Origin of the sequence: uncultured Microbacterium sp. (assembly GCF_945952435.1) — a bacterium.
Lineage (GTDB): Bacteria > Actinomycetota > Actinomycetes > Actinomycetales > Microbacteriaceae > Microbacterium.
Map to the genome: position 1 here is coordinate 1 of NZ_CAMFHZ010000020.1, position 24,172 is coordinate 24,172.

The 24,172-nt window shown below is 71.0% G+C and carries 24 protein-coding genes, 2 tRNA genes and 1 pseudogene; 12 read left to right on the forward strand and 15 right to left on the reverse strand.

All coding sequences use genetic code 11. The features are described 5' to 3' along the window. Positions 1–47 precede the first annotated feature (47 nt). From Q0P88_RS11125 to Q0P88_RS11145, 5 genes are all read right to left on the reverse strand, one after another. Positions 48–121 (reverse strand) — tRNA-Arg (locus Q0P88_RS11125). 30 nt (positions 122–151) lie between these two features. Then, positions 152–649, reverse strand: a complete 498-nt coding sequence (locus Q0P88_RS11130) for an HNH endonuclease (protein ID WP_295014106.1) — start codon at positions 647–649, stop codon at positions 152–154. A 296-nt stretch (positions 650–945) separates the two neighbouring features. Next, positions 946–1,782 carry a M23 family metallopeptidase gene (locus tag Q0P88_RS11135; RefSeq protein WP_295014108.1) on the reverse strand — a complete coding sequence of 279 codons (837 nt, stop codon included), beginning with the start codon at positions 1,780–1,782 and terminating at the stop codon, positions 946–948. Between the two features lie 219 nt (positions 1,783–2,001). Further along, positions 2,002–2,874: a M23 family metallopeptidase gene (locus tag Q0P88_RS11140; RefSeq protein ID WP_295014110.1), complete on the reverse strand. Its 873-nt coding sequence runs from the start codon at positions 2,872–2,874 to the stop codon at positions 2,002–2,004. A 187-nt stretch (positions 2,875–3,061) separates the two neighbouring features. Next, positions 3,062–3,754, reverse strand: a complete 693-nt coding sequence (locus tag Q0P88_RS11145; protein WP_295014112.1) for a metal-dependent transcriptional regulator — start codon at positions 3,752–3,754, stop codon at positions 3,062–3,064. A gap of 169 nt (positions 3,755–3,923) precedes the next feature. Between Q0P88_RS11145 and serC the strand changes: the two genes are divergently transcribed. Continuing rightward, positions 3,924–5,030, forward strand: coding sequence for a phosphoserine transaminase (gene serC / locus Q0P88_RS11150; RefSeq protein ID WP_295014114.1), 1,107 nt, complete (start codon positions 3,924–3,926; stop codon positions 5,028–5,030). Between the two features lie 97 nt (positions 5,031–5,127). On the opposite strand, the gene Q0P88_RS11155 is transcribed toward serC, so the two are convergent. Next, a complete protein-coding gene (locus Q0P88_RS11155) occupies positions 5,128–5,763 on the reverse strand; it encodes a DUF3027 domain-containing protein (RefSeq protein ID WP_295014116.1) in 636 nt (211 codons plus the stop codon). After that, a complete protein-coding gene (locus Q0P88_RS11160) occupies positions 5,756–6,136 on the reverse strand; it encodes a cold-shock protein (RefSeq protein WP_295014117.1) in 381 nt (126 codons plus the stop codon). The genes Q0P88_RS11155 and Q0P88_RS11160 overlap by 8 nt, the downstream gene beginning before the upstream one ends. A 114-nt stretch (positions 6,137–6,250) precedes the next feature. Between Q0P88_RS11160 and Q0P88_RS11165 the strand changes: the two genes are divergently transcribed. From Q0P88_RS11165 to Q0P88_RS11175, 3 genes are read left to right on the forward strand one after another with little or no spacing between them, the layout of a single operon-like run. Next, a complete protein-coding gene (locus tag Q0P88_RS11165; protein ID WP_295014119.1) occupies positions 6,251–6,526 on the forward strand; it encodes a multidrug ABC transporter ATPase in 276 nt (91 codons plus the stop codon). 19 nt (positions 6,527–6,545) lie between these two features. Then, the gene (locus Q0P88_RS11170) at positions 6,546–8,273 is read left to right on the forward strand and encodes a helicase-associated domain-containing protein (protein WP_295014121.1); all 1,728 of its coding nucleotides are present in this window, start codon (positions 6,546–6,548) and stop codon (positions 8,271–8,273) included. 58 nt (positions 8,274–8,331) lie between these two features. Further along, on the forward strand, positions 8,332–9,975 hold the full coding sequence (locus tag Q0P88_RS11175) for a DNA repair helicase XPB (RefSeq protein WP_295014123.1): 1,644 nt from the start codon (positions 8,332–8,334) through the stop codon (positions 9,973–9,975). Between the two features lie 9 nt (positions 9,976–9,984). Here Q0P88_RS11175 and Q0P88_RS11180 read toward each other — a convergent pair whose 3' ends face one another. Continuing rightward, positions 9,985–10,578: an NADPH-dependent FMN reductase gene (locus Q0P88_RS11180; RefSeq protein WP_295014125.1), complete on the reverse strand. Its 594-nt coding sequence runs from the start codon at positions 10,576–10,578 to the stop codon at positions 9,985–9,987. A gap of 88 nt (positions 10,579–10,666) precedes the next feature. On the opposite strand from Q0P88_RS11180, the gene Q0P88_RS11185 reads away from it, so the two are divergent. The 3 genes from Q0P88_RS11185 (at position 10,667) to Q0P88_RS11195 (ending at position 13,521) form a co-directional block, all read left to right on the forward strand. Next, a complete protein-coding gene (locus Q0P88_RS11185) occupies positions 10,667–11,359 on the forward strand; it encodes a response regulator transcription factor (protein ID WP_045273479.1) in 693 nt (230 codons plus the stop codon). Positions 11,360–11,362: 3 nt separating this feature from the next. Further along, a complete protein-coding gene (locus tag Q0P88_RS11190) occupies positions 11,363–13,075 on the forward strand; it encodes a cell wall metabolism sensor histidine kinase WalK (RefSeq protein ID WP_295014129.1) in 1,713 nt (570 codons plus the stop codon). Positions 13,076–13,233: 158 nt separating this feature from the next. After that, positions 13,234–13,521 carry a WXG100 family type VII secretion target gene (locus Q0P88_RS11195; RefSeq protein WP_295014131.1) on the forward strand — a complete coding sequence of 96 codons (288 nt, stop codon included), beginning with the start codon at positions 13,234–13,236 and terminating at the stop codon, positions 13,519–13,521. Positions 13,522–13,594: 73 nt separating this feature from the next. Here the strand turns inward: Q0P88_RS11195 and groL are convergent, their stop codons facing one another. From groL to Q0P88_RS11210, 3 genes are all read right to left on the reverse strand, one after another. Continuing rightward, on the reverse strand, positions 13,595–15,214 hold the full coding sequence (groL, locus tag Q0P88_RS11200; RefSeq protein WP_295014133.1) for a chaperonin GroEL: 1,620 nt from the start codon (positions 15,212–15,214) through the stop codon (positions 13,595–13,597). A gap of 129 nt (positions 15,215–15,343) precedes the next feature. Beyond that, a complete protein-coding gene (locus Q0P88_RS11205) occupies positions 15,344–15,961 on the reverse strand; it encodes a LytR C-terminal domain-containing protein (RefSeq protein WP_295014135.1) in 618 nt (205 codons plus the stop codon). Positions 15,962–16,047: 86 nt separating this feature from the next. Further along, on the reverse strand, positions 16,048–16,305 hold the full coding sequence (locus Q0P88_RS11210; protein ID WP_295014137.1) for a DUF3263 domain-containing protein: 258 nt from the start codon (positions 16,303–16,305) through the stop codon (positions 16,048–16,050). A gap of 109 nt (positions 16,306–16,414) precedes the next feature. On the opposite strand from Q0P88_RS11210, the gene msrB reads away from it, so the two are divergent. Together msrB and Q0P88_RS11220 are read left to right on the forward strand one after the other, a co-directional pair. Beyond that, a complete protein-coding gene (msrB, locus tag Q0P88_RS11215) occupies positions 16,415–16,843 on the forward strand; it encodes a peptide-methionine (R)-S-oxide reductase MsrB (protein ID WP_295014139.1) in 429 nt (142 codons plus the stop codon). After that, positions 16,840–17,367, forward strand: a pseudogene (locus Q0P88_RS11220) (nitroreductase family protein); the annotation flags it as partial. The gene msrB and the pseudogene Q0P88_RS11220, both read left to right, overlap by 4 nt. Before the next feature lie 244 nt (positions 17,368–17,611). On the opposite strand, the gene Q0P88_RS11225 reads toward Q0P88_RS11220, so the two are convergent. After that, on the reverse strand, positions 17,612–18,586 hold the full coding sequence (locus Q0P88_RS11225; RefSeq protein WP_295014141.1) for a DMT family transporter: 975 nt from the start codon (positions 18,584–18,586) through the stop codon (positions 17,612–17,614). A gap of 129 nt (positions 18,587–18,715) precedes the next feature. On the opposite strand from Q0P88_RS11225, the gene Q0P88_RS11230 reads away from it, so the two are divergent. Continuing rightward, the gene (locus Q0P88_RS11230) at positions 18,716–19,348 is read left to right on the forward strand and encodes an SOS response-associated peptidase family protein (RefSeq protein ID WP_295014143.1); all 633 of its coding nucleotides are present in this window, start codon (positions 18,716–18,718) and stop codon (positions 19,346–19,348) included. Between the two features lie 33 nt (positions 19,349–19,381). Here Q0P88_RS11230 and Q0P88_RS11235 read toward each other — a convergent pair. Both Q0P88_RS11235 and Q0P88_RS11240 read right to left on the reverse strand, forming a co-directional pair. Further along, positions 19,382–19,454, reverse strand: a tRNA-Thr gene (locus Q0P88_RS11235). Between the two features lie 83 nt (positions 19,455–19,537). Beyond that, positions 19,538–20,485, reverse strand: coding sequence for a thioredoxin domain-containing protein (locus tag Q0P88_RS11240; RefSeq protein WP_295014145.1), 948 nt, complete (start codon positions 20,483–20,485; stop codon positions 19,538–19,540). A gap of 281 nt (positions 20,486–20,766) precedes the next feature. Here Q0P88_RS11240 and ugpC point away from each other — a divergent pair, with 281 nt between their 5' ends. Together ugpC and Q0P88_RS11250 are read left to right on the forward strand one after the other, a co-directional pair. Further along, complete coding sequence (gene ugpC, locus Q0P88_RS11245) at positions 20,767–21,870, forward strand: ABC transporter ATP-binding protein (RefSeq protein ID WP_295014147.1); 1,104 nt, start codon at positions 20,767–20,769, stop codon at positions 21,868–21,870. 95 nt (positions 21,871–21,965) lie between these two features. Continuing rightward, the gene (locus Q0P88_RS11250; protein WP_295014149.1) at positions 21,966–23,270 is read left to right on the forward strand and encodes a DUF4032 domain-containing protein; all 1,305 of its coding nucleotides are present in this window, start codon (positions 21,966–21,968) and stop codon (positions 23,268–23,270) included. Positions 23,271–23,420: 150 nt separating this feature from the next. Here Q0P88_RS11250 and Q0P88_RS11255 read toward each other — a convergent pair whose 3' ends face one another. Then, entirely contained in the window at positions 23,421–24,062 is a 642-nt protein-coding gene (locus Q0P88_RS11255; protein ID WP_295014150.1) for an NAD(P)-dependent oxidoreductase, read from the reverse strand. Positions 24,063–24,172: the final 110 nt, after the last annotated feature.

Sequence of the window (24,172 nt, forward strand, 5' to 3'; positions counted from 1 at the left end):
GTGTAGAGAACGGGAGGGCCGCCCGCTGGGCGACCCTCCCGTTCTCGTGCCCTCGACAGGATTCGAACCTGCGACCTGCCCTTTAGGAGAGGGCCGCTCTATCCGACTGAGCTACGAAGGCGCCCGTCCAGTCTAACGATCCGGCGCCCCGTCACGCCGCCATCGCGAGGTACGGCTCCCAGCTGGGTTCGTTGCGCTCGGATCCGCGCACGGTCCACCCCGTCCCCCGCGGCGGCGCCGGAGTGAGGCGCAGCTCCCACCCCATCTCCTGCGGGGTCCGATCGCTCTTGAGGTTGTTGCACCGCAGGCAGCACGCGACGAGGTTCTCCCACGAGTTCTTGCCGCCGCGCGAACGGGGCATCACGTGGTCGATCGTGGACGCGGTCTTGCCGCAGTAGCCGCACCGATTGCCGTCCCGGCGCAGCACGCCCCGCCGGGTGACCGGTGCGTGGCGCGTTCTCGGCACCCGTACGTAGCGGCTGAGCACGATGACTGCGGGGCGGTCGTAGCGTCCGCTCGTGGCCCAGACCGGATCCCCCTCGTCGCAGGCGACGATCGAGGCCTTCTCGTTCATCACGAGCACCAGCGCGCGTCGGAACGACACGATCGCGAGCGGCTCATAGCCCGCGTTGAGCACCAGAGTACGCATGCAGCATCCCTTCGATACGACCGGGACGGCTTCCCGGTTCTCTCGACCGTGCGCAGGCGGTGGGCTCGCAGGGATGACGAAAGGCGCTGCCCCTAGGGACAGCGCCTTTCCCGCACGGCCGGACCGTGCACATCCTGCGGGCAATGCCGAAGAACGAGGCGACCGAGTGCATCCGTGGTTCGGATGGCTGGTATTCGCTCCATCGAGTTCCTCCGCCCTTGCGACGACGGACTCAGGCTAACCCATCGGGGGAGGGCGACGGGCCGAACATCCGGTGAACGATGCGGCGCGTCGCGTCAGATCACGTTGGCCTGCAGCCAGGCGAGGGGGTCGATCTCCGTGCCGTTCACGAGCACCTCGAAATGCAGGCAGGATCCGGAGACCCAGCCGGTCGCGCCGACCTCTCCGAGGTACTGCCCTGCGCTCACGCACTGGCCGACGCCGACAGCCCGGTAGCTCATGTGACCGTAGAGCGTGGAGATCGCGCTCCCCCCGCTGAGTCCGGGGTGCGAGAGCTGCACGGTCTCGCCGTAGCCGCCGTAGCTGGACTGGGAGATCTCGACGCAGCCGTCGGTGATCGCGTAGATGGGCGTGCCGACGGGCGCCGCGAAGTCCTGACCCATGTGGCTGCGTCCGCTGCGCGCCGCACCGAAGCCGTCGGTCAGGGTGTAGGACCCGGCGACCATCGGGTAGATGACCTGGCCGGGCTTGGCGATCGTCGCCATCGTGGCGTGCACGGAGGCGGTCATCGCCTGCGACGACGCCTCGGACGCGGCCTTGGCCGCGGCGGCCGCCGCCGCGTCGTCATCCTTCTTCTTCTGGATCTCCTGCGGCGTGGTGGCGGTGAACGAGTCGCGGGCACCGGTCCCGGTCGACGCGACGCCGGATGCCACGACGATCGACTGCGCGTTGCCCGCCGCGAGCTGCTGCGCGGTCTTCGCACTGGCCGCGGTCACGGGGGCGCCGTTGGCGAACGCGGGAAGAGCGATCGCGGCGACCAGCATGCCGACGACGCCGAGGATCACGGCCGAGCGGATGGAGCGGACGGCTCCCCAGGTCGAGCGGGTGGGCGGTGCGGCGGTGCGTGCGGGGACGGGTGCGTTCTTCTCGGTCGGTTCGAGTTCAGCAGTCACAGGGTTCTCCGGGCCGGGCGGATGCCCGCTCGTCCAGGTGTCTTTCGGTGCAGGGCGTTCGGGCACGACCTGCGCGAGGCGACCGCGGCGGTGACGAGCAGGGCATCCGCTGCGGCGATCGTCGACGGTTTCTCGACGACGACGTTTCGACGTTACCCGATCGTGACGTGCCTGTCACGCCCTGAACCTGGGCATCCCCCGGGTGCTGCCGACGACGGATCAGCCGGCGTTCGCGATGAGCCAGGGCTCGGGATCCATCACCGACCCGCTGATGCGGACCTCGAAGTGCAGATGCGACCCGTAGGAGTTGCCCGTGTTGCCGACCTGACCGATCAACTGCCCCGGCACGACCGTGTCGCCCTCCTGGACCATCCTGCTGCCGTAGACCATGTGCCCGTAGCGCGTCTGCACCGCGGTGCCGTTGAGTTCGCTCATGATGATGATGCAGACGCCGTAGCCGCCGATGCTCTCGGCGGAGCCCACGACGGTGCCGCCGATCGCGGCGTAGATCGGGGTGCCCTGCGGGGCGAGCATGTCCCAGCCCTCGTGGCCGCGGCCGGAACCCGGTCCCTCGCCGCCCGTGTAGCTCCCGGCGGGAAGCGGATAGCGGACCGCGCCGGATCCGGGAGCCACCAGCGCGTAACCGGTCGGCGCCTGGGCGCTGGCCGGGCGTGCGGCGGCAGAAGCGGCGGCCTTCGCCGCCTCCGCGGCGCGCGCGGCCGCGGCGGCTTCGGCCTTGCGCGTCTGGATCTCGTCCGGCGTCGTCGCCGTGAACGTGCTCCGTTCCGCGCTGACCTCCGACGCCTCCGAGGCGACGACGAGAGATTGCGCGTTGTCCGCGGCGAGCTGCTCCGCGGTCGCCGGAGCGGGTGCGGCCGTTCCCCGCGCCGAGGCGAACGCCGGCAGCGCGATCGCCGCGACGAGCGTGCCCACCGCGCTGAGGATCGCAACGGATCGGATGGAGCGGACCGCCCGACCCGAACCACGACTGCCCGAACGGGTCGCTGCGGGCGGGATGCTCGGGGGGCCGTCGGTGCGGCCCTTCGAGTGCGGTGCGAGCACGGCGTCCTCCTGCGGCCTCGACGCACTCATCGGCGCCATCCGTCGTTCGGGTACGGCCCGCACGGGAACGGGCGCTGGACTCCCCGCGGCGGCGACGGATCGGTGAGGCGAGCGCCGCGGAGGCCGCCGGCCTTCCGCGCCGACGACCTTCTCGACGCTACCGGAGAGTCACGCCGCTGTCACCGTCGTGACCGGTACCGCGGTCCCCGAACCGCACTCAGGCGACGAGGAAGATGTGGGACGCCAGCTCGACGGGGAGCTCCAGCCCCTCGTCCTGACCGTCGACCTCGATGAGCACGTAGCCCTCGTTGAAGCGGAACCGGCCCCGCGCACCGGGCACGACGCCCGCTCCGCGGAGCTGTTCGAGCAGCTCGGGATCCACCTGCGCGGGCTCGGCGAGACGGCGCACAGTTCCTTCGGCAGGGGTCCCCACGGTGTTCATGTGCTCGACGAGGCCGATCACGCCCTCGTCGAACGTGCGCGACGGTGCTCCCCCCAGCTGGTCCAGACCCGGGATCGGATTGCCGTAGGGCGACTCGGTCGGGTGGCCGAGGAGCTCGACGAGGCGACGCTCGACCTGCTCGCTCATCACGTGCTCCCAGCGGCAGGCCTCCTCGTGCACGTAGGCCCAGTCGAGGCCGATCACGTCCGAGAGCAGCCGCTCCGCGAGACGGTGCTTGCGCATCACGTCGACGGCCTTGCGGCGCCCGGCGTCGGTGAGCTCGAGGTGGCGGTCCTCGGAGACGACGACGAGACCGTCGCGCTCCATTCGCCCGACCGTCTGCGACACCGTCGGACCTGAGTGCCCGAGACGCTCGGAGATGCGTGCGCGCAGGGGCACGATGTTCTCCTCCTCGAGTTCGAGGATGGTGCGGAGGTACATCTCCGTGGTGTCGATCAGATCGGTCATCGATTCCCCTGCTTCGTCCGGCGCCGCGACGCTCTGTTAGGCAAGCCTACCTTCCGCCGGGGACACGGGATCGCGCCGATCCATGACGCCCTCCCCCTCCCGGCGGAAGCGGGAGTCACGCGGTGTCACGCGGTCCGGGGCGCCGCCGTCCGAACTCTAGAATCGGGGCATGGCGATCGAGATTCCCCGCGAACTTCTGCCCGTCGACGGCCGCTTCGGCTGCGGTCCGTCCAAGATCCGTGCCGAACAGGTCTCCGCCCTGGCGGCGGTCGGAACGAGCCTGCTGGGCACCTCGCACCGCCAGGCACCGGTGAAGAACCTCGTGCGGAGCGTTCGCGAGGGACTCGCCGACCTCTTCCGCCTTCCCGAGGGGTACGAGATCGTCCTCGGCAACGGCGGCTCGACCGCGTTCTGGGACGCGGCGGCGTTCGGGCTCATCGAGAACCGCGCGCAGAACCTCGTGTCCGGCGAGTTCGGCGGGAAGTTCGCCAAGGCGGCCGCCGCGCCGTGGCTGCAGGCGCCGGACGTCCGCACCGCCGAGCCGGGCAGCCGCGCCGCCGCGGAGGTCGTCGACGGCGTCGACGTCTACGCGTGGCCGCATAACGAGACCTCCACCGGCGTCGTCTCGCCGGTCCGTCGCGTTCGCGCCGAGGGCGCGCTCACCGTCGTCGACGCGACGAGCGCCGCCGGCGGCATCGACGTGGACATCGCGGAGACCGACGTGTACTACTTCGCCCCGCAGAAGAACCTCGGCTCCGACGGCGGACTGTGGTTCGCCGCCGTGTCCCCCGCCGCGATCGAACGGATCGAGCGGATCGCCGGCTCCGGCCGCTACATCCCCGAGTTCCTCAGCCTCAAGAACGCGGTCGACAACTCCCGCCTCGAGCAGACGCTGAACACCCCCGCGCTCGCGACGCTGCACCTGCTCGACTCGCAGCTGGCGTGGATCAACGGCAACGGCGGCCTGGCGTGGGCCGCCGCCCGCACGGACGAGTCCTCGCAGGAGATCTACCGTTGGGCCGAGGCCTCCGCCGTCGCGACGCCGTTCGTCGCGGACGCGTCGGACCGCTCGCCCGTCGTCGCGACGATCGACTTCGACGAGTCGGTGGACGCGTCGGCCGTCGCCAAGACGCTCCGCGCGAACGGCATCGTCGACACCGAGCCGTATCGCAAGCTCGGGCGCAACCAGCTGCGGATCGCGACGTTCGTCTCGATCGAGCCCGAGGATGTGCGCCAGCTGATCCGTTCGATCGACTACGTGCTCGAGAACAGCTGATCCCGTAACGCAGAGGGGCGCCGTCCGGCCGGACGGCGCCCCTCTGCGTTCTGCGGCACGACGTTCTGCGGCACGAGATCGCCCTGCCGCGCGGGTGTCATTCCTCTTCGTCGGCCTCTTCTTCGGAGGGCTCGTCCTCGTCGGACTCGTCCGCGTCGTCCACGGAGTCGTCGAGCTCGTCGATGTCGACACCGTCCACGTCCCCGGCATGCAGGCGCGGAGCCACGTCGTCCTCGTCGACCTCGGCATCCTCGTCGTCGAGATCGTCGGTATCGTCGTCGCCGTCGAGGACCGGATCGTCCTCGTCCTCCGCGGGGTCCGCGGATCCGCTGCGTTCGGCCTCCGCGGCGAGCTCGGCCTGATGCGCACGGTACTCCGCCAAGCGCTCGGCCCACGGCACCCAGTCCGGCGCGCGCAACGCCCCCGCCCCGGGGAGGAGCTCCGCCTCCAGCACGGTCGGCTCCTCGTCGCCGACCTGCGCGACGGTCACGGTCCAGTACCAGCCGGGATAGCCGGCGAGACGGTTCTCGAACCGCAGCGAGAGGACGCCGTCCGCCTCGGGCAGATATCCGGCGGCCGGGCCCACGGTCGCCGCGGGCGTGATCTCGTGCAGCGCCGCGAGCGCCAGGTCGCGCGCGTCGAGAAGACGCTCGCTCACGACGGGAGCGGCCTCGACGGACGCGATCTGCGCGGTCTGCTCGGCGGCGGCCTCGTCGGGGCCGTCCTCAGGCATCGAAGTCCTCGGCCACGTTGCGCAGCACCGCCGCGATCTTGCGGCCGTGGCTGGAGGAGGGGTAGCGGCCTCGGCGCAGATCCCCGCCGATGCCGTCGAGGAGCTTCACCAGATCCTCGACGATCACGGCCATGTCGTCCGCGGGCTTGCGCTTCGCCTTCGCGAGGCTCGCCGGGGCCTCCAGGACGCGCACGGAGAGCGCCTGCAGCCCGCGCTTGCCGTCGGCGACGCCGAACTCGACGCGGGACCCGGCCTTGACCGAGGCGCCGGCGGGGAGGGACGTGGCGTGCAGGAAGACGTCCTGGCCGTCATCCGTGGTGATGAAGCCGAACCCCTTCTCGTCGTCGTAGAACCTGACCTTGCCGGTGGGCATGGGAGAACCTCGCTGCTTTGTCGGGAGGGCGGATCCGGGGGACCCGCTCTGGCTGGATGCGGATGCCCCGCACCCCTCCAGCCTACCGGCCCCGGAGCGGGTAGGCTGGGACGGATGAGCACCCCGCCGCCCGCCGACGAGCCTCCGATCCGCGCGATCGACCGCTTCCTGACGTTCGGCGCACTCGCTCTCGCCGCGGTCTCCGTGATCTGCTTCTTCGTGATCATCATCGGCACGGCCGTCGGGATGAAGCAGCAGGACTTCACGCACGGCGCCTGGCCGATCGTGGGCGTCTTCCCGTTCTGGGGTCTGCCGATCGCCTTCGTCATGATCATCGTCCTGCTCGTGATGAGCTTCGTGCGGAGAGGCCGCGCGGCTCGGCGCTCCTGACGCCGAGAGCCGTCGTGCCATGAGCACCCACGCGCGTCTGATCGCGGAGGCGCTGTCAGCGCGCGCGGACGTCGATCTCGCTCAGTTGTTCGACCGTCGCGAGGTCCGCCCCGACGTGCCCTGGGACGACTTCTTCGATGCCGCCGAGGGGCTGCTCGACGCGGCGTCGTTGGGTCGGATCCTGCCCCGGCTCACGCGCGCCGAGGCGGCGGCGCTCTCGCGCGCGGCCCGCGGCGAGGATCCGGGCGACCCCGCGGCGTCCCTCGAGGCGCTGGCGCTGCTCTCGCCGAGCGGATCCGTCCCGCCCCCGGTCGCCACCGCCGTGGCCGCGAGAGAGGACGTGTCGGACGACGCGGGGACGTCCGCGCCTGCGCCCGCCGACGCGGACGTCTCTGCCCGCGCCGCCGAGCGCGCCTTCACCTCGGTGGCCACCCTGGCGGATGCGCTCCTGCTCGCCGAGGAGACGCCGCTCACGCTGCTCGCGGGCGGCACGGTCGGCCTGTCCGAGCGTCGCAGGCTCATCGAGCGCGGGCTGCCGGACGATGCCGCGCTGCTCGACGACCTGCTGACGCTCGGCGCGGCCGCCGGCCTGCTGCGTCCCACCGACCGCTCCCTGCGTCTCTCGCCTGAGGGCGCCGCCTGGCTCCGCCTTCCCGGGCCGCGGCGCTGGTCCGCGCTCGTCGAGGGCTTCCGCGCCGCCCTGCCGGCGGCGCTGCGCACCGAGGCCGGCGGATGGATCCCCATCGCCGGCTGGGCCGGCGAGCACCCCTGGGATCCGTCCTGGCCCGCGCGCGCCGAGGGTCTCCTCCGCGAGGCCCGGCTCCTCGGGCTCGTGGCCGACACGGGCGAGGAGACGCCCTGGGCGACCGCCGCACGCCGCGGCGAGAGTCCCGATCCGGCCGCGCTCGCCGGATTCGTGCCGGCGGAGGTCGACCGCATCTTCCTGCAGAACGACCTCACCGCGATCGCGCCGGGTCCGCTCCTCCCCGCGCTCGACCTGCGCCTACGCGGCATGGCGGCCCGCGAGTCCGCGAGTCAGGCCTCCTCGTACCGGTTCACCGCCGACACGCTCAGCGGGGCGCTGTCGGCCGGGGAGACCGCCGAGGGGATCACCGCGTTCCTCGAAGGGATCTCCCTCACCGGCGTTCCCCAGCCGCTGCGCTACCTGCTCGCGCAGAGCGCCGCGCGGCACGGGCAGGTCCGTGTCTCCACCGACGCCGACTCGGGCCGGACGCGCGTCCGCGCCGACGATCCGCACCTGCTGCAGGCCATCGGCATCGACCAGGCGCTGCGCCCCCTGGGACTCGTCCGCGAGGAGGACTCCCTGACCACCCGGGTGAACCGGGACACCGTGTTCTGGGCCCTGAGCGACGAGCACTACCCGGCCGCTCTCGTGGACCGCGACGGCGGCGTGGAGCGCCCGTTGCGCACCCTGGCCGATCCGGCTCCTGTCCTGCGCCCCGCCACCGAAAGCTACGCGACGCTCATCGCCCGCCTCCGCGACGCCCGGGGCGTCGATGCCGAGACCGCATGGCTCGAGCGCGAGCTCGAGCACGCGGCCAAGCAGCGGGCCGTGATCGCCGTGGAGGTCGCGATGCCCGACGGCTCCTCCCGTGAGCTCGTGCTCGAGGTCACCGGCTTCGGCGGCGGCCGCCTCCGGGGGCGCGACCGCGCGGGGGATGTCGAGCGCACGCTCCCGATCCGTTCGATCCGTGCGACGCGTCCGGTCGGGGCCTCCCCGGAGTGATCCGGCTCGGAGGACGGGAAGGCCCGCGCCCGCGCCGCGACCGGTAGACTGTTCCGCTATGTCTGATGGCCCGCTGATCGTCCAGAGCGACCGCACCGTGCTGCTCGAGGTCGCGCACGCCGACGCCGAGAGCGCCCGGCACGAGCTCGCGATCTTCGCCGAGCTGGAGCGCGCCCCCGAGCACATCCACACGTACCGGATCACCCGGCTCGGGCTGTGGAACGCCCGGGCGGCGGGGCACACCGCCGACGACATGCTCGACACCCTGGACCGCTGGTCGCGCTTCCCCGTGCCGCCCTCGGTCTCAGTGGACATCCGCGAGACCGTGAACCGCTACGGACGGCTCGTGATCGAACGCGACGACGAGGGCGTGCTCATCCTGCGCTCCACCGACCCCGCCGTGCTCACGCAGGTCGCCGGGAACAAGAGGATCCAGCCGCTGCTCATCGGCCATCCCGCCCCGGACACCTACGTCGTCGACGCCTGGGCGCGAGGCCAGATCAAGCAGGAGCTGCTGAAGATCGGCTGGCCCGCGGAGGACCTCGCCGGGTACACGCCCGGGACCCCGCACGAGATCACGCTCGCCGAGGACGGCTGGGAGATGCGGCCGTATCAGCGTCAGGCCGTCGAGGCCTACGCGAAGGACGGGTCCGGCGTCGTCGTGCTCCCCTGCGGCGCGGGGAAGACGATCGTCGGGGCCGGCGCCATGGCGGCGACGAAGACCACGACGCTCATCCTCGTCACCAACGCGGTGTCCGCACGGCAGTGGCGGGACGAGCTGCTCAAGCGCACCAGCCTCACGGCCGAGGAGATCGGCGAGTACTCCGGTCAGGTGAAGGAGGTCAAGCCGGTCACGATCGCGACGTACCAGATCCTCACGGCGAAGCGGAAGGGCCAGTACGCGCACCTCTCGCTGCTCGACGAGATGGACTGGGGTCTCGTGGTCTACGACGAGGTCCACCTGCTGCCCGCACCGGTGTTCAAGCTCACCGCGGACCTGCAGGCGCGGCGTCGGATCGGCCTCACCGCGACGCTCGTGCGCGAGGACGGCCGGGAGGGCGACGTGTTCAGCCTGATCGGGCCGAAGCGCTTCGACGCGCCGTGGAAGCAGATCGAGGCGCAGGGCTTCATCTCCCCTGCGGCCTGTTATGAGGTCCGTGTCGACCTCCCGCCGGACGAGCGTCTGGAGTATGCGGCCGCGACCGACGACGAGCGCTACCGCCTCGCCGCGTCCGCCCCCGCCAAGATCACCGCCGTCCGCGAGCTGATCGCGAAGCACCCGGGTGAGCGGATCCTGGTGATCGGGCAGTACCTGGACCAGCTCGAGGAGCTCTCCGAGGCGCTGAATGCCCCGTCGATCACCGGGGCGACGCCGGTCGACGAACGCGAGGAGCTGTACCGGCAGTTCCGCGAGGGCGAGATCGAGCTGCTCGTCGTGTCGAAGGTCGCGAACTTCTCGATCGACCTCCCCGAGGCCTCGGTCGCGATCCAGGTCTCCGGATCCTTCGGCTCCCGCCAGGAGGAGGCGCAGCGGCTCGGACGGCTGCTGCGGCCCAAGCAGTCGGGACACACCGCCAGCTTCTACACCCTCGTCGCCCGCGACACGGTCGATCAGGACTACGCGCAGAACCGGCAGCGCTTCCTCGCGGAGCAGGGATACAGCTACACGATCATGGACGCCGACGAGCTCGAAGCTGCCTGAGCGCCGCGCTCAGGTCTGCGGGATGACCGTCAGCACGCGCGCGGTGTACTCCGCGAACGCCTGCATGAAGTGGCGCAGGAACTCCTCCACGCCCGGCGTCGTGACACGTCCGTCGTCGTCGATCAGCCCCGGGGAGTAGTGGATGTAGGCCTCGGGAGAGGTCATCTGCCGCGCGTTCAGGAAGCCCAGCGTCGCCCGAAGGGACTGCTGCCCCACCGCCGTGCCGATCGCGCCCATCGACGCGCCGATCACGCCCGTCGGCTTATGCGCCCAGACGTTCTGCCCCCAGGGCCGACTCCCCCAGTCGATCGCGTTCTTCAGCGGACCGGGCAGCGAGCGATTGTATTCCGGTGTCACGAAGAGAAGAGCATCCGCCTCGGCGACCGAAGCCTTGAACTCCAGAGCGACCGGCGGATAGTCCGCGTCGAAGTCGCGGTTGTAGAGCGGCAGGTCCGCGTAGTCGATCTCGAAGAACTCGAACCCGTCCGGAGCCAGATGCGTCAGCGCGTTCGCGAGACGCCGGTTGATGGATTCGCGCGACAGACTCCCGATGATGACGCCGACGCGGTACGGACCCTCGTGCTCGATGATGTCGATCTTCATGGCACAACTCTGCCCCTGCCTCCCCCGCATATCCAGGGGAATCGCACGCAATCAGCCCGAACACGGATCGGGTCACCATAATGGGGGCATGACTGAAGCGCGCATCCTGGTCGTCGACGACGAACCCAACATCCGCGACGTCCTCTCCACGGGCCTGAGCTTCGCCGGGTTCTCGGTGAAGACCGTCGCCAACGGGGCAGCCACGATTTCCGCGGTGCTGGAGGAGGAGCCCGACCTCATCATCCTCGACGTCATGCTGCCCGACATGAACGGCTTCAGCGTCACCAAGCGACTGCGCGGGGCCGGTTTCACGGCCCCGATCCTGTTCCTGACGGCCAAGGACGACACCGAGGACAAGATCGAGGGCCTGAACGCCGGGGGCGACGACTACGTCACCAAGCCGTTCGCGCTCGACGAGATCGTCGCCCGCGCCCAGGCGATCCTGCGTCGCACGATGCAGGCGGACGAGGAATCCGTCATCCGCGCCGGCGAGCTGTCCATGGATCAGGACACGCACGACGTGTTCGTCGGCTCGAGCCCGATCGAACTCAGCCCCACCGAGTTCAAGCTGTTGCGCTACCTCATGCTCAACCCGAACCGCGTGCTGTCGAAGGCGCAGATCCTCGACCACGTGTGGGAGTACGACTTCAACGGAGACGCCGGCATCGTGGAGAGCTACATCTCCTATCTCCGCCGCAAGATCGACCCGCACACCGAGGAGCCGGTCATCCAGACCAAGCGCGGCTTCGGCTACATGCTCAAGGTGGGGAAGTCCGCGTAGGGGATGGCCAGCAAGCCTGACGCGATCACGCGCTGGTGGCGCCGGATCAGCCTTCGGGCCAAGGTCACCGGCGTCACCGTCGGCGTGCTCGCGCTGGGACTGATCGTCACCGGTATCGGCACCATGCCGATCCTGCGCAACCTCCTCATCAACAACGTCGAGTCGCAGCTGCCGACCCTCGTCACGAGCGACCTCGCCACGATCACCCCGGCCTCCGACGGCTTCACGGTGACGCTGAAGGACGAGACCCTGCGTCTGTCCGACTACTTCGTCGCGATCTACAGCACGGACGGGCGCTTGATGTTCTCCGGAGGAGGCGGCGAGAAGGCGGCCAAGCCCGACTTCCCGCACAGCTACCCCCTCGCTCAGGCGACCGTCGACGCCGAGCGCACCGAGGCGAAGGTGTTCAGCGGCCCTGACGGGTCCGAGTTCCGTGCCGCCGTCGCGGTCCGCGAGGATCCCAAGACGAACATCACCTACACGCAGGTCGTCGCGCTGTCCCTCACCGAGGTTGACCGCATCATCGCGACGTTCTTCGGCGTCTTCATCACCGTGGCGCTCGTCACGATCGTGGTCGCGGCGCTGCTCACCCGCGGGCTCGTCACTCTCACGTTCCGGCGTCTCGGCCGGGTGGAGTCCACGGCGATGGCGATCGCCGCGGGGGACTTCAGCCAGCGCCTCACCGACCTCGAGCCGACCACCGAGGTGGGCAGGCTCAACGGCGCGATCAACACGATGCTCGATCGGGTGGACGCCTCCCTGGCGCAGCGCGACCGCACCGTGCAGCAGATGCGGCGGTTCATCGGCGACGCGAGCCACGAGCTGCGCACCCCTCTGGTGAGCGTCCGCGGCTATGCGGAGCTCTACCGGATGGGCGCGATCAAGGGCGACGAGGACACCGCGCGGGCCATGGACCGGATCGAGAAGGAGGCCCTGAGGATGGGCGTCCTCGTCGAGGATCTGCTCGCGCTCGCACGCCTGGACGAGCAGCGCGAGCTGACGATCGAGCCGCTCGACCTGCGTCCGCTCGCCCAGGACGCCGCGCTCGACTTGCGCGCGGCGGCGCCGCAGCGCCCCGTCTCCGTCGTCGACCTGACGGCCGAGGCGTCGCCGGCCCCTGGCCCCGCCCCTCAGGCGTCCGCCGAGCCGATCACGACCTCGAACCCCGTTTCCCGCCCCGCCGCCGTCCGTGGTCGCATCCCCGCGATCCTGCGCCGCCGTCCCCGCGAGGAGCCCGCGGTCCCCACGATCGACTTCTCCGAGGCGGTCGTCGTCCCCGTCTCGACGCCTCCGATCGTGCTCGGCGAGGAGAACAAGGTCCGCCAGGTGATCGCGAACCTGCTCGGCAATGCGCGCCGCTTCTCCCCCGCAGACTCCCCCATCGAGGTCGTCGTCGGCGCCGACCGGAACCGCGGGGTGGGCTGGTTCTCGATCGTCGATCACGGCGAGGGCGTTCCCGAGCAGATCAGGGACCAGATCTTCCAGCGGTTCTGGCGCGCTGACTCGTCGCGCACCAGGGACACGGGCGGTGCCGGTCTCGGACTCGCGATCGTCGCCTCGATCGTGCGGGCCTTCCACGGCTCGGTGCACGTCACCGAGACCCCCGGGGGCGGCGCCACGTTCACGGTGTCGCTGCCGCTCGCCCCGTCCCGCTCGACACCGGAGCACCTCCTCCAGGACACGCAGCCGATCGAGCCGCTCGACCTTTCACGCTGAGGCCGCGGGAACCGTAGGGCCGCTGGGCGCCCGTCGTCGTTCTCCCCGCACAGCCTCCCTGGACGAGCGGATCTGCACGGGTTGCGTCGTGCGGCGCCTCCGCGCATCTGCGGATCCCTACCGTCGAGGACACAGATCCCTCGACGAAAGGAACAGACATGTCCGTCTTCACGGTCGACACCGAAGCGGTGTTCCGCACCACGGCCGCCGTGCGCGGCACGACCGAGCGCATCCAGACCGAGGTGGCCACGCTGATGGGCCAGCTCACCGGCCTGCAGTCCTCGTGGACGGGCACCGCGGCGCTCGCGTGTCAGAACGCCACGGAGCAGTGGCGGGGTGCGTCCGCGCACGTGGAGCAGGCGCTCGCCGCCATCGGGCAGGCCCTCGACGCCGCCGGTCAGCAGTACGCGCAGGCCGAGGACTACTCTGCCTCGCTGTTCCGCTGACCCCCGGGACGCTCCGGACGCGGAGAAGGCCCTCCGGACGGATCCGGAGGGCCTTCTCGCAGGGGTTCTGGACTCAGAAGTCCATGCCGCCGGACGGGTCGGCGGGCATGGCCGCCGCCTTCTCCGGCTTGTCGGCGACGACGGCCTCGGTGGTCAGGAACAGACCGGCGATCGACGCGGCGTTCTGCAGCGCGGAGCGGGTGACCTTGGCCGGGTCGATGATGCCCGCCGAGAACATGTCGACGTACTCGCCCGTGGCCGCGTTGAGGCCCTGACCCGAGGGGAGCTCGGAGACCTTGTGGGCCACGACGCCCGGCTCGAGGCCGGCGTTGAGGGCGATCTGCTTCAGCGGGGCCTCGATCGCGACGCGCACGATGTTCGCGCCGGTCGCCTCGTCGCCGTCCAGCGACAGTGCCTCAAGGGCCTTGTTGCCGGACTGGATCAGAGCGACGCCACCACCGGGGACGATGCCCTCCTCCACGGCCGCCTTCGCGTTGCGCACGGCGTCCTCGATGCGGTGCTTGCGCTCCTTGAGCTCGACCTCCGTGGCCGCGCCCGCCTTGATGACGGCGACGCCGCCGGCGAGCTTGGCGAGGCGCTCCTGCAGCTTCTCGCGGTCGTAGTCGCTGTCGGTGTTCTCGATCTCGCGACGGATCTGCGTGACGCGACCGGCGATCTGCTCGGGGTCGCCGGCACCCTCGACGATCGTGGTCTCGTCCTTGGTGACGATGACCTTGCGCGCGCGACCCAGCTCGGCGAGCGTGGTGTTCTCGAGCTTGAGGCCGACCTCTTCGGTGATGACCGTGCCGCCCGTGAGGATCGCGATGTCCTGCAGCTGCGCCTTGCGGCGGTCGCCGAAGCCGGGGGCCTTGACGGCGACCGACTTGAAGATGCCGCGGATCTTGTTGAGCACGAGCGTCGCAAGAGCCTCGCCCTCGACGTCCTCGGCGATGATGACGAGCTCCTTGCCGTCCTGGATCACCTTGTCGACGATCGGCAGAAGGTCCTTGATGTTCGAGATCTTCTGGTTCGCGATGAGGATGTACGGGTCCTCGAAGACGGCCTCCTGGCGCTCCGGGTCCGTGACGAAGTACGGGTTCAGGTAGCCCTTGTCGAAGCGCATGCCCTCGGTGAGCTCGAGCTCGGTGCCGAAGGTCTGCGACTCCTCGACGGTGACGACGCCCTCCTTGCCGACCTTGTCGATCGCCTCGGCGATGAGCTCCCCGATCTCCGGGTCGGCGGCCGAGATCGACGCGGTGGCGGCGATCTGCTCCTTGGACTCGATCTCCTTGGCGGAGTCGAGCAGCTCGGCGGTGATAGCGGCGACGGCCTTCTCGATGCCCTTCTTCAGGCTGATCGGGTCGGCGCCGGCGGCCACGTTGCGCAGGCCCTCGCGGACGAGCGCCTGGGCGAGCACGGTCGCGGTGGTCGTGCCGTCTCCGGCGACGTCGTCGGTCTTCTTGGCGACCTCCTTGACGAGCTCCGCGCCGATCTTCTCGTACGGGTCCTCGAGCTCGATCTCCTTGGCGATGGAGACGCCGTCGTTCGTGATCGTGGGGGCGCCCCACTTCTTCTCGAGCACGACGTTGCGGCCACGCGGGCCGAGGGTCACCTTGACCGCGTCGGCCAGGATGTTCAGGCCGCGCTCGAGGCCGCGACGGGCCTCCTCATCGAAAGCGATGATCTTTGCCATGAGTTCTGTCGTCCCTCCTGGACGTAGACATTGGGATTAGCACTCAGATCATTCGAGTGCTAAACCCAGTCTGGCACTCGACCTGGGAGAGTGCAAGCCGTGGGAGGGACCGGATCGACGCCGTCCGCGTCAGCCCTCCGAGCCGCCGTCCGAACCGTCCGAGGGCGCGCCGGACGGCGTCTGCGGGGGCGCGGGGGCGTTGGCGGCCTGGTCGGCTCCGAGGACGACCGTGAGCTGCTTCTGGTCGGGAACCACGTCGTTCGAGTACGCGTCGCTCTGCGCGACCTTGGTCGCCCCGAGCAGCGCGGCGAGCGCCTCCGCCCCCGCCTTGTCCGCGGCGTTCACGTAGTAGACCGTGGTCACCGGGAAGTCCTGCTGACTCGCATCGGCCGTGGCGACGGCGGCCGCGGGGAACCCGGCGTTGACGATCTTGTCCCGTGTCGAGGCGGCCAGGCCGTCCGCCGTCGTGCCGTTCAGGACGAACACGGCGAAGGTGGTGTCGAGCGCGGGGGTGGTCGCGGTCGGCGTCGGGGTGCGGGACGGGACGACGGGATCCGGTCCGAAGGAGATCTTGTCCATCGCGATCATGGCGCCGAAGATCCCGACTCCCACGAGCACCACGGTCGCGATGAGCGCCCACAGCAGCACGAACCACCCGTGCATCCCCGGGTTCTCGGCGCGGTGCGCGCCGACGCGGCCCTGCGAATGCGGGATCTCGTCGAAACGGTCGCGTGCGGAATCAGGCATTCCCCGATGTTATCCGGCGAAGCCCGGAGGATCCGCTGTGCGCCCCACGGATCCACGGGCGGCACAGATCCACGCGCGGGGCGGGCTCACCCGGCGGAGGCCGCCGTGCGGTCGACGCGCCGGCGCGCGGCGTCGTCGCGGATCCTGCGCAGCCGACGGACCAGGAGCGGATCCTCGGCGAGCGCGGACTCCGCGTCGATCAGGCGGTCCAGCAGCTGGTAGTAGCGCGCGGGGGTGAGGCCCAGCTCCGCGCGGATCGCCTCCTCCTTGGCACTGGAGTGCCCGGGACGGCGCGCCTCGAAGGCGAGGAGCGCGCGATCGCGGTCGCGGAGGAGATCGGTCACGGATTCAGCGTAGGACGGGACGAGGCGCGGCCCGCGAGGCGCGCCCCGGAACCGGTGACCCCGGAGGCCTCGGAAGGCGCGAGAATGGGAGGCGACCCCGGGAGGATCCATGTCTCACGCCGTGAACAAGACCGACGCCGAGTGGCGGGCAGAGCTCGCCCCGGACCAGTACGCGGTGCTGCGCCAGGCAGCGACCGAACGTCCGTGGACGGGCGAGCTGCTCGACGAGAGCCGCGCGGGCCTCTACACGTGCGGCGCGTGCGGCGCCGAGCTCTTCCGCAGCGGGACCAAGTTCGACTCCGGCTGCGGATGGCCCAGCTTCTACGAGTCCGTGCGCCCGGAGGCGGTCGAGCTCATCGAGGACGACAGCCTCGGCATGGTGCGCACCGAGGTCCGCTGCGCGAACTGCGGATCGCACCTCGGCCACGTGTTCCCCGACGGGTTCGGGACCCCCACAGGCGACCGGTACTGCATGAACTCTTTGGCCCTCTCGTTCCAGGCCGACGAGGGCGCCGGCACCGGCGACGCCCCGGCATGAGCGCGCGCGAGGCGGCGCTCGCGCGGCGGTCCTGGTCGAAGGTCACCTCCGCGGCGCCGACCCGCGAAGAGCTGCTGCCGCTCGTCGCCGCCGCCGGACGGGTGGCCGACCACTCCTCGCTGCGCCCGTGGCGGCTCATCGAGTTGCGCGGTGAGGATCGCCGGCGTCTCGGTGCCGCGATCTCCGCAGTGCGCGGCGACCGCGAGCCCTCGTCGAAGCCGCTGCGTGCCGAACTGCTGATCGCCGTGGTCGTCAGCGTGCGTCCGAGCGGGAAGGTGCCGGCCTGGGAGCAGGAGGCCGTGGCCTCCGGGGTGGCGCATCTGCTCAGCCTGCTGCTGGACGAGGCGGGCTGGGGCGTGATCTGGCGCACCGGCGAGTACACCCGCAGCCCCGAGATCGCGCGCCTGCACGGTCTCGGGGAGGGCGAATCGCTGCTCGGTTGGCTGTACGTCGGCGGCAAGCCGGAGAAGGATCCGGGGCGACGCCGCCCCGTGGACGCGGAATCGGTGCTCTCGCGGCTGCCGGCCGATCCCGGAGCGGTCTCCGCGGGTCCCGACGATGCGACGTCCCGGACGGAGGGATCCTCCCTGCCGCGCGAGGCCCTGCCGCGCGAGGCGAAGCCACGGACGAAGGCGCCGAGGACCCCGGAGGAGCTCGCCGAGAGGTCGGAGCGGAAGCGCCGGAAGAAGGCGGAGAAGAAGCGCCGCAAGGCCGTCAAGAAGGCGAAGAAGGCCGCTGCCCGCATGCGGCGCCTCGCCTCCTCGTCCGTCAGCGACGACGCGATCGACTGACCCGCCAGGGCAGCGCGACGAGGACCGAGACCGCAGCGCACGACACCATGCCGATGATCTGCCAGGCGGCGGGTCCCGACGCAGGGGGCCAGACGAGGTCGATCAGCACCGACACGACGAGCTGCCCCAGCACGGCGCCGAGGCCCATCAGGAGCACTCCGGTGCGCGCGACGATCACGACGCCGAGCAGGATGTAGGCGGCGCCGAGCAATCCACCGAGGTAGAGCCACAGCTCGCCGGGCAGATCCGCCGGGAGCGGCGACGGCGCACCGCGGACCACGACGCTGAGGCTCGCCGCCACCGCGAGAACGACCACTCCCCCGGCGAAGCTCATGAAGGTCGCGCCGAGGGGGGATCCGATCCGCTGCCCGAGCCGGCCGTTCACCGCCGACTGGAACGCGATGCCGGCACCCGTCAGGAACGGCAGGACGAGCATCCACAGCGGAGCGCGCGCGAGCACGTCCCCGCCGAGGGAGAAGCCCACCGCGGCGAGCGCGAGCAGACCGCCCAGGAGGCGCCCCGGCGTGACCGCGACGACACCCGCCGGTCCGAAGCCGACCCGGTCCAGCAGCAGCCCGTGCAGGGTCTGCCCCGCCACGACGCCCACCGTGAAGAGGGAGACGCCGAGCAGACCCGCGACGAGCCCCTGGGTCGACACCGTGAGGGCGCCGCACGCCCCGCCCAGCAGCATCCACCACGGCACGCGCCCGCTGCGGACGCCCTTCCACAGCCGACGCACGCCCTCGCGCCCGCCTCGCGTGAGGCCGACGGGGATGCAGAGCAGCAGCAGCCCCGCGGCGAAGGACACGAGCCCGGCGACGATGCCGTTGTCGAGGTGGACGCCGAGCTGTCCGTTCACCCGCGCCTGCACCGCGGTCATCGCGCCGATCGCGACGGCACCGCCGAGGGCGAGCGCCGACGCCGCACGCCCCGAGGATCCGCCTGCCGTCACCGTCCGAGCCTACCGGCGAGCCGGATGACGGACGAGCCGGACCGTGGACGATCCGGACCGTGCCGGCGATCCCGGGACGGTGTCGTCGGACTGAAGCACGGTGTCGGCGGTCCGCGGTACGCTCCCCGCATGTGCGCGAGCTACGGATTGGATCCCCGCTTCAGCGATCAGCAGCTGATCGAGGAGGCCGACGACGAGCTCATGGAGGGCATCCGCGCCTGGGCACGACGGAACGCCGACGAGACGTTGCGTCCGACCGGACGCAACCTGCGCAATCTGAATCCGATCGTCGTGCGGGGCGAGCACGCGCCGACGCTCGAGCTCGGCTGGTGGGGCTACCTCGTCGACGGGCGGCCCGCGAAGTTCCCCTCGATCAACACCCGCTCCGAGCGGCTGCAGGACCGCCCCGCGGGGCTGCGCGGACGGGCGATCGTGCCCGCGACGCGCTGGTTCGAGCTCCAGAAGCCGCAGCAGCTCTGGCACGGCTTCGGCCTCGGCGGCGCGCTCTTCGGCATGGCCGCGGTCACCCAGCGGGGTCGCACGGAGGACGGCACCTGGTACACCTGCTACTCGATCGTGATGCGGCCCGCCCCCGAACGCCTCGCCGGCCTCCACGATCGGATGCCCGTCCTGCTGCCCGCCGCGTTCGCGGCCGACTGGCTCGATGGGGCGCCGACGCGGGACCTCATGGACGAGGCGCTCACGGCGTCCGGCAGCGTGCTCCCCGCCGTGCGGGCCGACGCGCTGCCCGCCGCTCCCTGAGCAGCCGGAGAGACGCGACGATCGCGGGATCGGAGCCTCCTGCCGGACTCGAACCGGCCACCTGCGGTTTACAAGGCCGCTGCTCTACCAGATGAGCTAAGGAGGCGAGAGTGGCCGGAGCCGCTCCCAGAGTAGCAACCCCGCCGGGCCCTCCCGACGACGGCGACCGGCGGGGACGAGCGGCCCCGGTCAGGGAGTCGGGGTCGGAGTGGGCGTCGGTGCCGCGCTGCCGTAGTAGGCGTCGCTCGCGACCGACAGCACGAACTGCGAGAACTCCGCCGCGTCGGTGAGCGACCCCGCGTAGGTCTGGCCGTTCACCACGATCGTCGGCGCGCCGGTGAGCTTCACGCTCTTGGACCCCGGCAGCGGACCGTCGAGCGCCCGGGTCGTCGCGTCCTTCACCCACGAGGCGTAGGACGCCTTCGCGATGCAGTCGTCGAGGCCCTTGGCGTCCTTCACTCCGCTATCCACGGCGAGGGCGGAAAGCTCGGCGTCGGTCTTGCCGTCGCTGTCCAGCTTGGGCTGATCCGAGAGCAGCGCGTGGTTGAACGCGTAGAAGGCATCGGGCTGCTGGGAGGCCACGCAGGCCGCCGCGGAGGCGGCGCGCAGCGAGTACTTGGTGCCGTTGGAGTTCGCGGTGAGCAGCGCGACGGGGTGATACGCCACCGTCGCGGCGTCCTGCTCGACCCAGGTCGCCAGCTGCTTCGCGTTCGCGCGCTCGAAGTCGCCCGCGCCGGGCGAGAGGTAGTCCACGTAGACGTGGATGTCGACGGCGCCGGGCGTCTCGCTCGGCGAGGGGGTCGGTGCCGCCGTCGCCACGGACGCGCCCGCCGCGGCGCTCGGGGAGGGCGTCGGGGTCGAAGCGCTCTTGGCCGCCTTGAGATCGGCCTTGGTGACGACGACGCCGTCGTCGTCGAGGTGAGAGGGGGTCAGCGACGGCTTCGACACTGCGGATCCGACGGCCCACGCGACGCCGACGCCGGCCGCCGCGACCACCACGACCGCGACGAGACCGAGGATCACTCGGCGCAGCACCCGGGCGCGGGACTGCTGGGCGTTGACCTGCTGGGCCTTCTCCCTCACGGCTGCACGGGGGTGCGGAGGCGTGGGGACGTTCGGCGTTTCGTCGCTCGACATCGTTCCTCTTGATTCCTGGGGACGGGCTTCCCCTCGGCGGCCGCGGAGAACGCGGCGTGGCACGGTCTCGATGCTAGTCAGGCAGGCTGAGAAATGCCCAGATGGGCGCTGGTCGCCCCCTGCGAGCGAGAACTCGAGGGAAAGCGTTTCACGCGTGGTGGACGCCCCCGCCCGCGCATGCGATACTGATCGCGGCCCGATGGCGGGCCACGGCGGGTTCGCGCCCGCCGCTTCCTCACTACGGATCGTCCGGCACGTACCTGCCGGTGAAGGAGACAACCATGGCAACCGTGACCTTCGACGACGCCACCCGGCTCTACCCCGGCGGAACGCGTCCCGCGGTCGACAAGCTGAACCTCGAGATCGCCGACGGCGAGTTCCTCGTCCTCGTCGGCCCCTCCGGCTGCGGAAAGTCCACCTCTCTGCGCATGCTCGCCGGCCTCGAAGAGGTCAACGCGGGGCGCATCCTCATCGGCGACCGCGACGTCACCGACGTCCCGCCCAAGGACCGCGACATCGCGATGGTGTTCCAGAACTACGCGCTCTACCCGCACATGACGGTCGCCGAGAACATGGGCTTCGCCCTGAAGATCGCCGGCGTCGGCAAGGAGGAGCGCGCGGCCCGCGTGCTCGAGGCCGCGAAGCTGCTCGACCTCGAGCCGTACCTGACCCGCAAGCCGAAAGCGCTCTCCGGCGGTCAGCGCCAGCGCGTCGCGATGGGCCGGGCGATCGTGCGCTCGCCCCAGGTGTTCCTCATGGACGAGCCGCTGTCGAACCTCGACGCCAAGCTCCGCGTGCAGACCCGCACGCAGATCGCCTCGCTGACCCGTCGCCTCGGCGTCACCACGGTCTACGTCACGCACGACCAGACCGAGGCGCTCACGATGGGCGACCGGATCGCGGTGCTCAAGGACGGCGTGCTGCAGCAGGTCGGCACCCCGCGCGAGCTCTACGCAGAGCCGAACAACGTGTTCGTCGCCGGCTTCATCGGCTCCCCCGCCATGAACCTGTTCCCGGTCGACCTCGCCGAGGGCGGCGTGCGCTTCGGATCCAAGGTCGTTCCGGCCGAGTCCTCCGCGATCGGCAAGGCCAGCGGCAGCAACGTCACGATCGGCGTGCGGCCCGAGGACATCGTCGTCGCCCCCGCCGACGGCGAGGGCCTGCAGGTCACGGTCGACCTCGTCGAGGAGCTCGGCGCCGACGGCTACCTGTACGGCCACTCGGAGATCGACGGCAAGCGCACCGACATCGTCGCCCGCGTGGACGGCCGCAACCACCCGAACGCCGGTGAGCGGGTCACCCTCGCTCCCGTCGTCGGCCACGTGCACCTCTTCGACGTCGAGTCGGGCGAGCGCCTGAACTCGAAGCCGATCGAGGCGGCCTGATCCGCGGGATCGCGATCCCGGATCCTGAAGACGACGCGGCGCGGGGGTTCCCCTCGCGCCGCGTCGTCGTCTCCCCCGACCGACGAGGACCCGCCATGAAGGACGCCCTGACGATCACCGCGAGCGCGGTGGACCCTGGCCTGCTCGCGCTGCCGTGGTCCACGCCCCTCGTGAAGTGGCCGTCCGACGTGATCGTCTCGCTCCCCAAGGGCTTGTCCCGCCATCTCGTGCGGTTCGCCGATCTCTCCGGTCGCGTCGTCGCCGTCAAGGAGACGACGGAGGAGATGGCCCGCCGCGAGTACGAGATGCTCGGCAACCTCGCCCGCCTCGACGTGCCGTGCGTCTCCCGCGTCGCCGTCATCGCGGGGCGCGTGGACGCGAAGGGGGACCCGCTGCCCGCCGCGCTGGTCACCTCGCACCTGCGCTTCTCGATGCCCTACCGCGCCCTGTTCACCCGGGTCCTGCGGCCGGACACGGCCACGCGGCTCGTCGACGCTCTCGCCCTCCTGCTCGTGCGCCTGCACAACGTCGGCTTCTACTGGGGCGACGTGTCGCTGTCCAATGCGTTGTTCCGCCGCGACGCCGGCGCGTTCGCGGCGTACCTCGTCGACGCCGAGACGGGCGAGCTGCACGAGACGGGCCTCACCGACGGTCAGCGCAGCTACGACCTCGATCTCGCCCGCACCAACATCGCCGGCGAGATCATGGATCTCGCCGCGGGGGGCCGTCTGGAGCGAGGCGTCGACGCGATCGCGATCGCCGACGGGATCGTCTCCTCGTACCGCTCGCTGTGGGCCGCGCTCACCGCGCAGGAGTCCTTCGCGGCCGGCGAGGCGTGGCGCATCACCGAACGGGTGGAGCGGCTGAACTCCCTGGGCTTCGACATCGGGGAGATGTCGATCCAGACCACCGCCGACGGCACGCGCGTGGAGATCGAGCCGAAGGTCGTCGACGCGGGCCACCACCAGCGACGGCTGATCCGGCTCACCGGCCTCGACGTCGAGGAGAACCAGGCGCGCCGGCTGCTCAACGACCTGGACGAGTTCCGCGCGCGCTCGACCAAGCAGTGGGCCGACGAGGAGATGTACGCCCACGAGTGGCTGACGCGGGTGTTCGAGCCCGTCGTGCGCGCGATCCCGTACGATCTGCGCGCCAAGCTGGAACCCGCAGAGGTCTTCCACCAGGTGCTGGAGCACCGGTGGTACATGTCCCAGGCCCAGGGCCGCTCCTTTCCGCTCGCCGAAGTGCTCACGTCGTACATCAACGACGTGCTGCGGCACCGCCGCGACGAGGCCACGATCATGGGACCGCCGACCGAGACGATGTCCCTTCCGGTCATCACCGGATCCGTCCCGGTCGACGAGGACGAGGCCGCGATCGACTGGCGCGACCTGGTGTGAGCTCCGGTCCGTCCGACCCTCGACCACGCCGGGTCGGCGCGCAGGGACGCCGGGCGCGGGAGGGACGAAACGCGTCGAGGTCGTGAGACCGCGTCTCGTCCCGCTCCTCGCCCCCTCCGTGCTCGCTCGACGGCCCCGCGGGAGAACGCGTCAGTAGCCGACGGTGAAACGCTCGCGGTGGTGGTTGCCCTGCTCGATCTCATCGACCACGGCGACGGCGAAGTCCGCCCCGGAGATGAACGAGTTGCCCTCGGAGTCGCGCACGATCACGTCGCCGCCGTCGCGGTACGCTCCGGTCCGCTCCCCCTCCGCCCACGGGCCGAAGACCTCGGCGGGGTGCACCAGGAACCAGTCCAGGGATCCATCGGTCTCCTGCAGCAGCGCGAGCGAGTCGACGCCGACCTGCGCCTCGTGCTTGTACTCCTCGGGGAAGTCGCCGTCGATGAGACGGGGTCCGCCGGGTGCGACGAGGCTGCCGCCCGCGCCCCCCACCACGCCCAGGCGGGTCGGGGTTCCGCGGAACGTCGCGATGAGCTCCGTGAGCACGCCGAGGACCGCGTCCTCCATGTCCCCGCGCGGGCTGAGCGCAGAGACGACCGCGTCGGCGCCGTCGAACACGTCGCCCAGCGACGCGAGGTCGCGCACGTTGCCCCGCACGTCGGTCGCCCCCTGCACGGGGTCGGACGGCACGGAACGCGAGACGGAGACGACCTCGTGGCCGCGGTTCACGGCCTCCTGGACGATGTGGCGACCGGCGTATCCGGTGCCTCCGATGACGACGATGCGGGACATGGGCTTTCCTTCCGTTGGGCGGGCCGTCGTGCCTGCTTCGGAGGGTGCAAGGCTCCCCCGCTGCCCGCTATTCCTCGAAGCGGCGAACTCTCCGGAACCTGCGCTCCGCG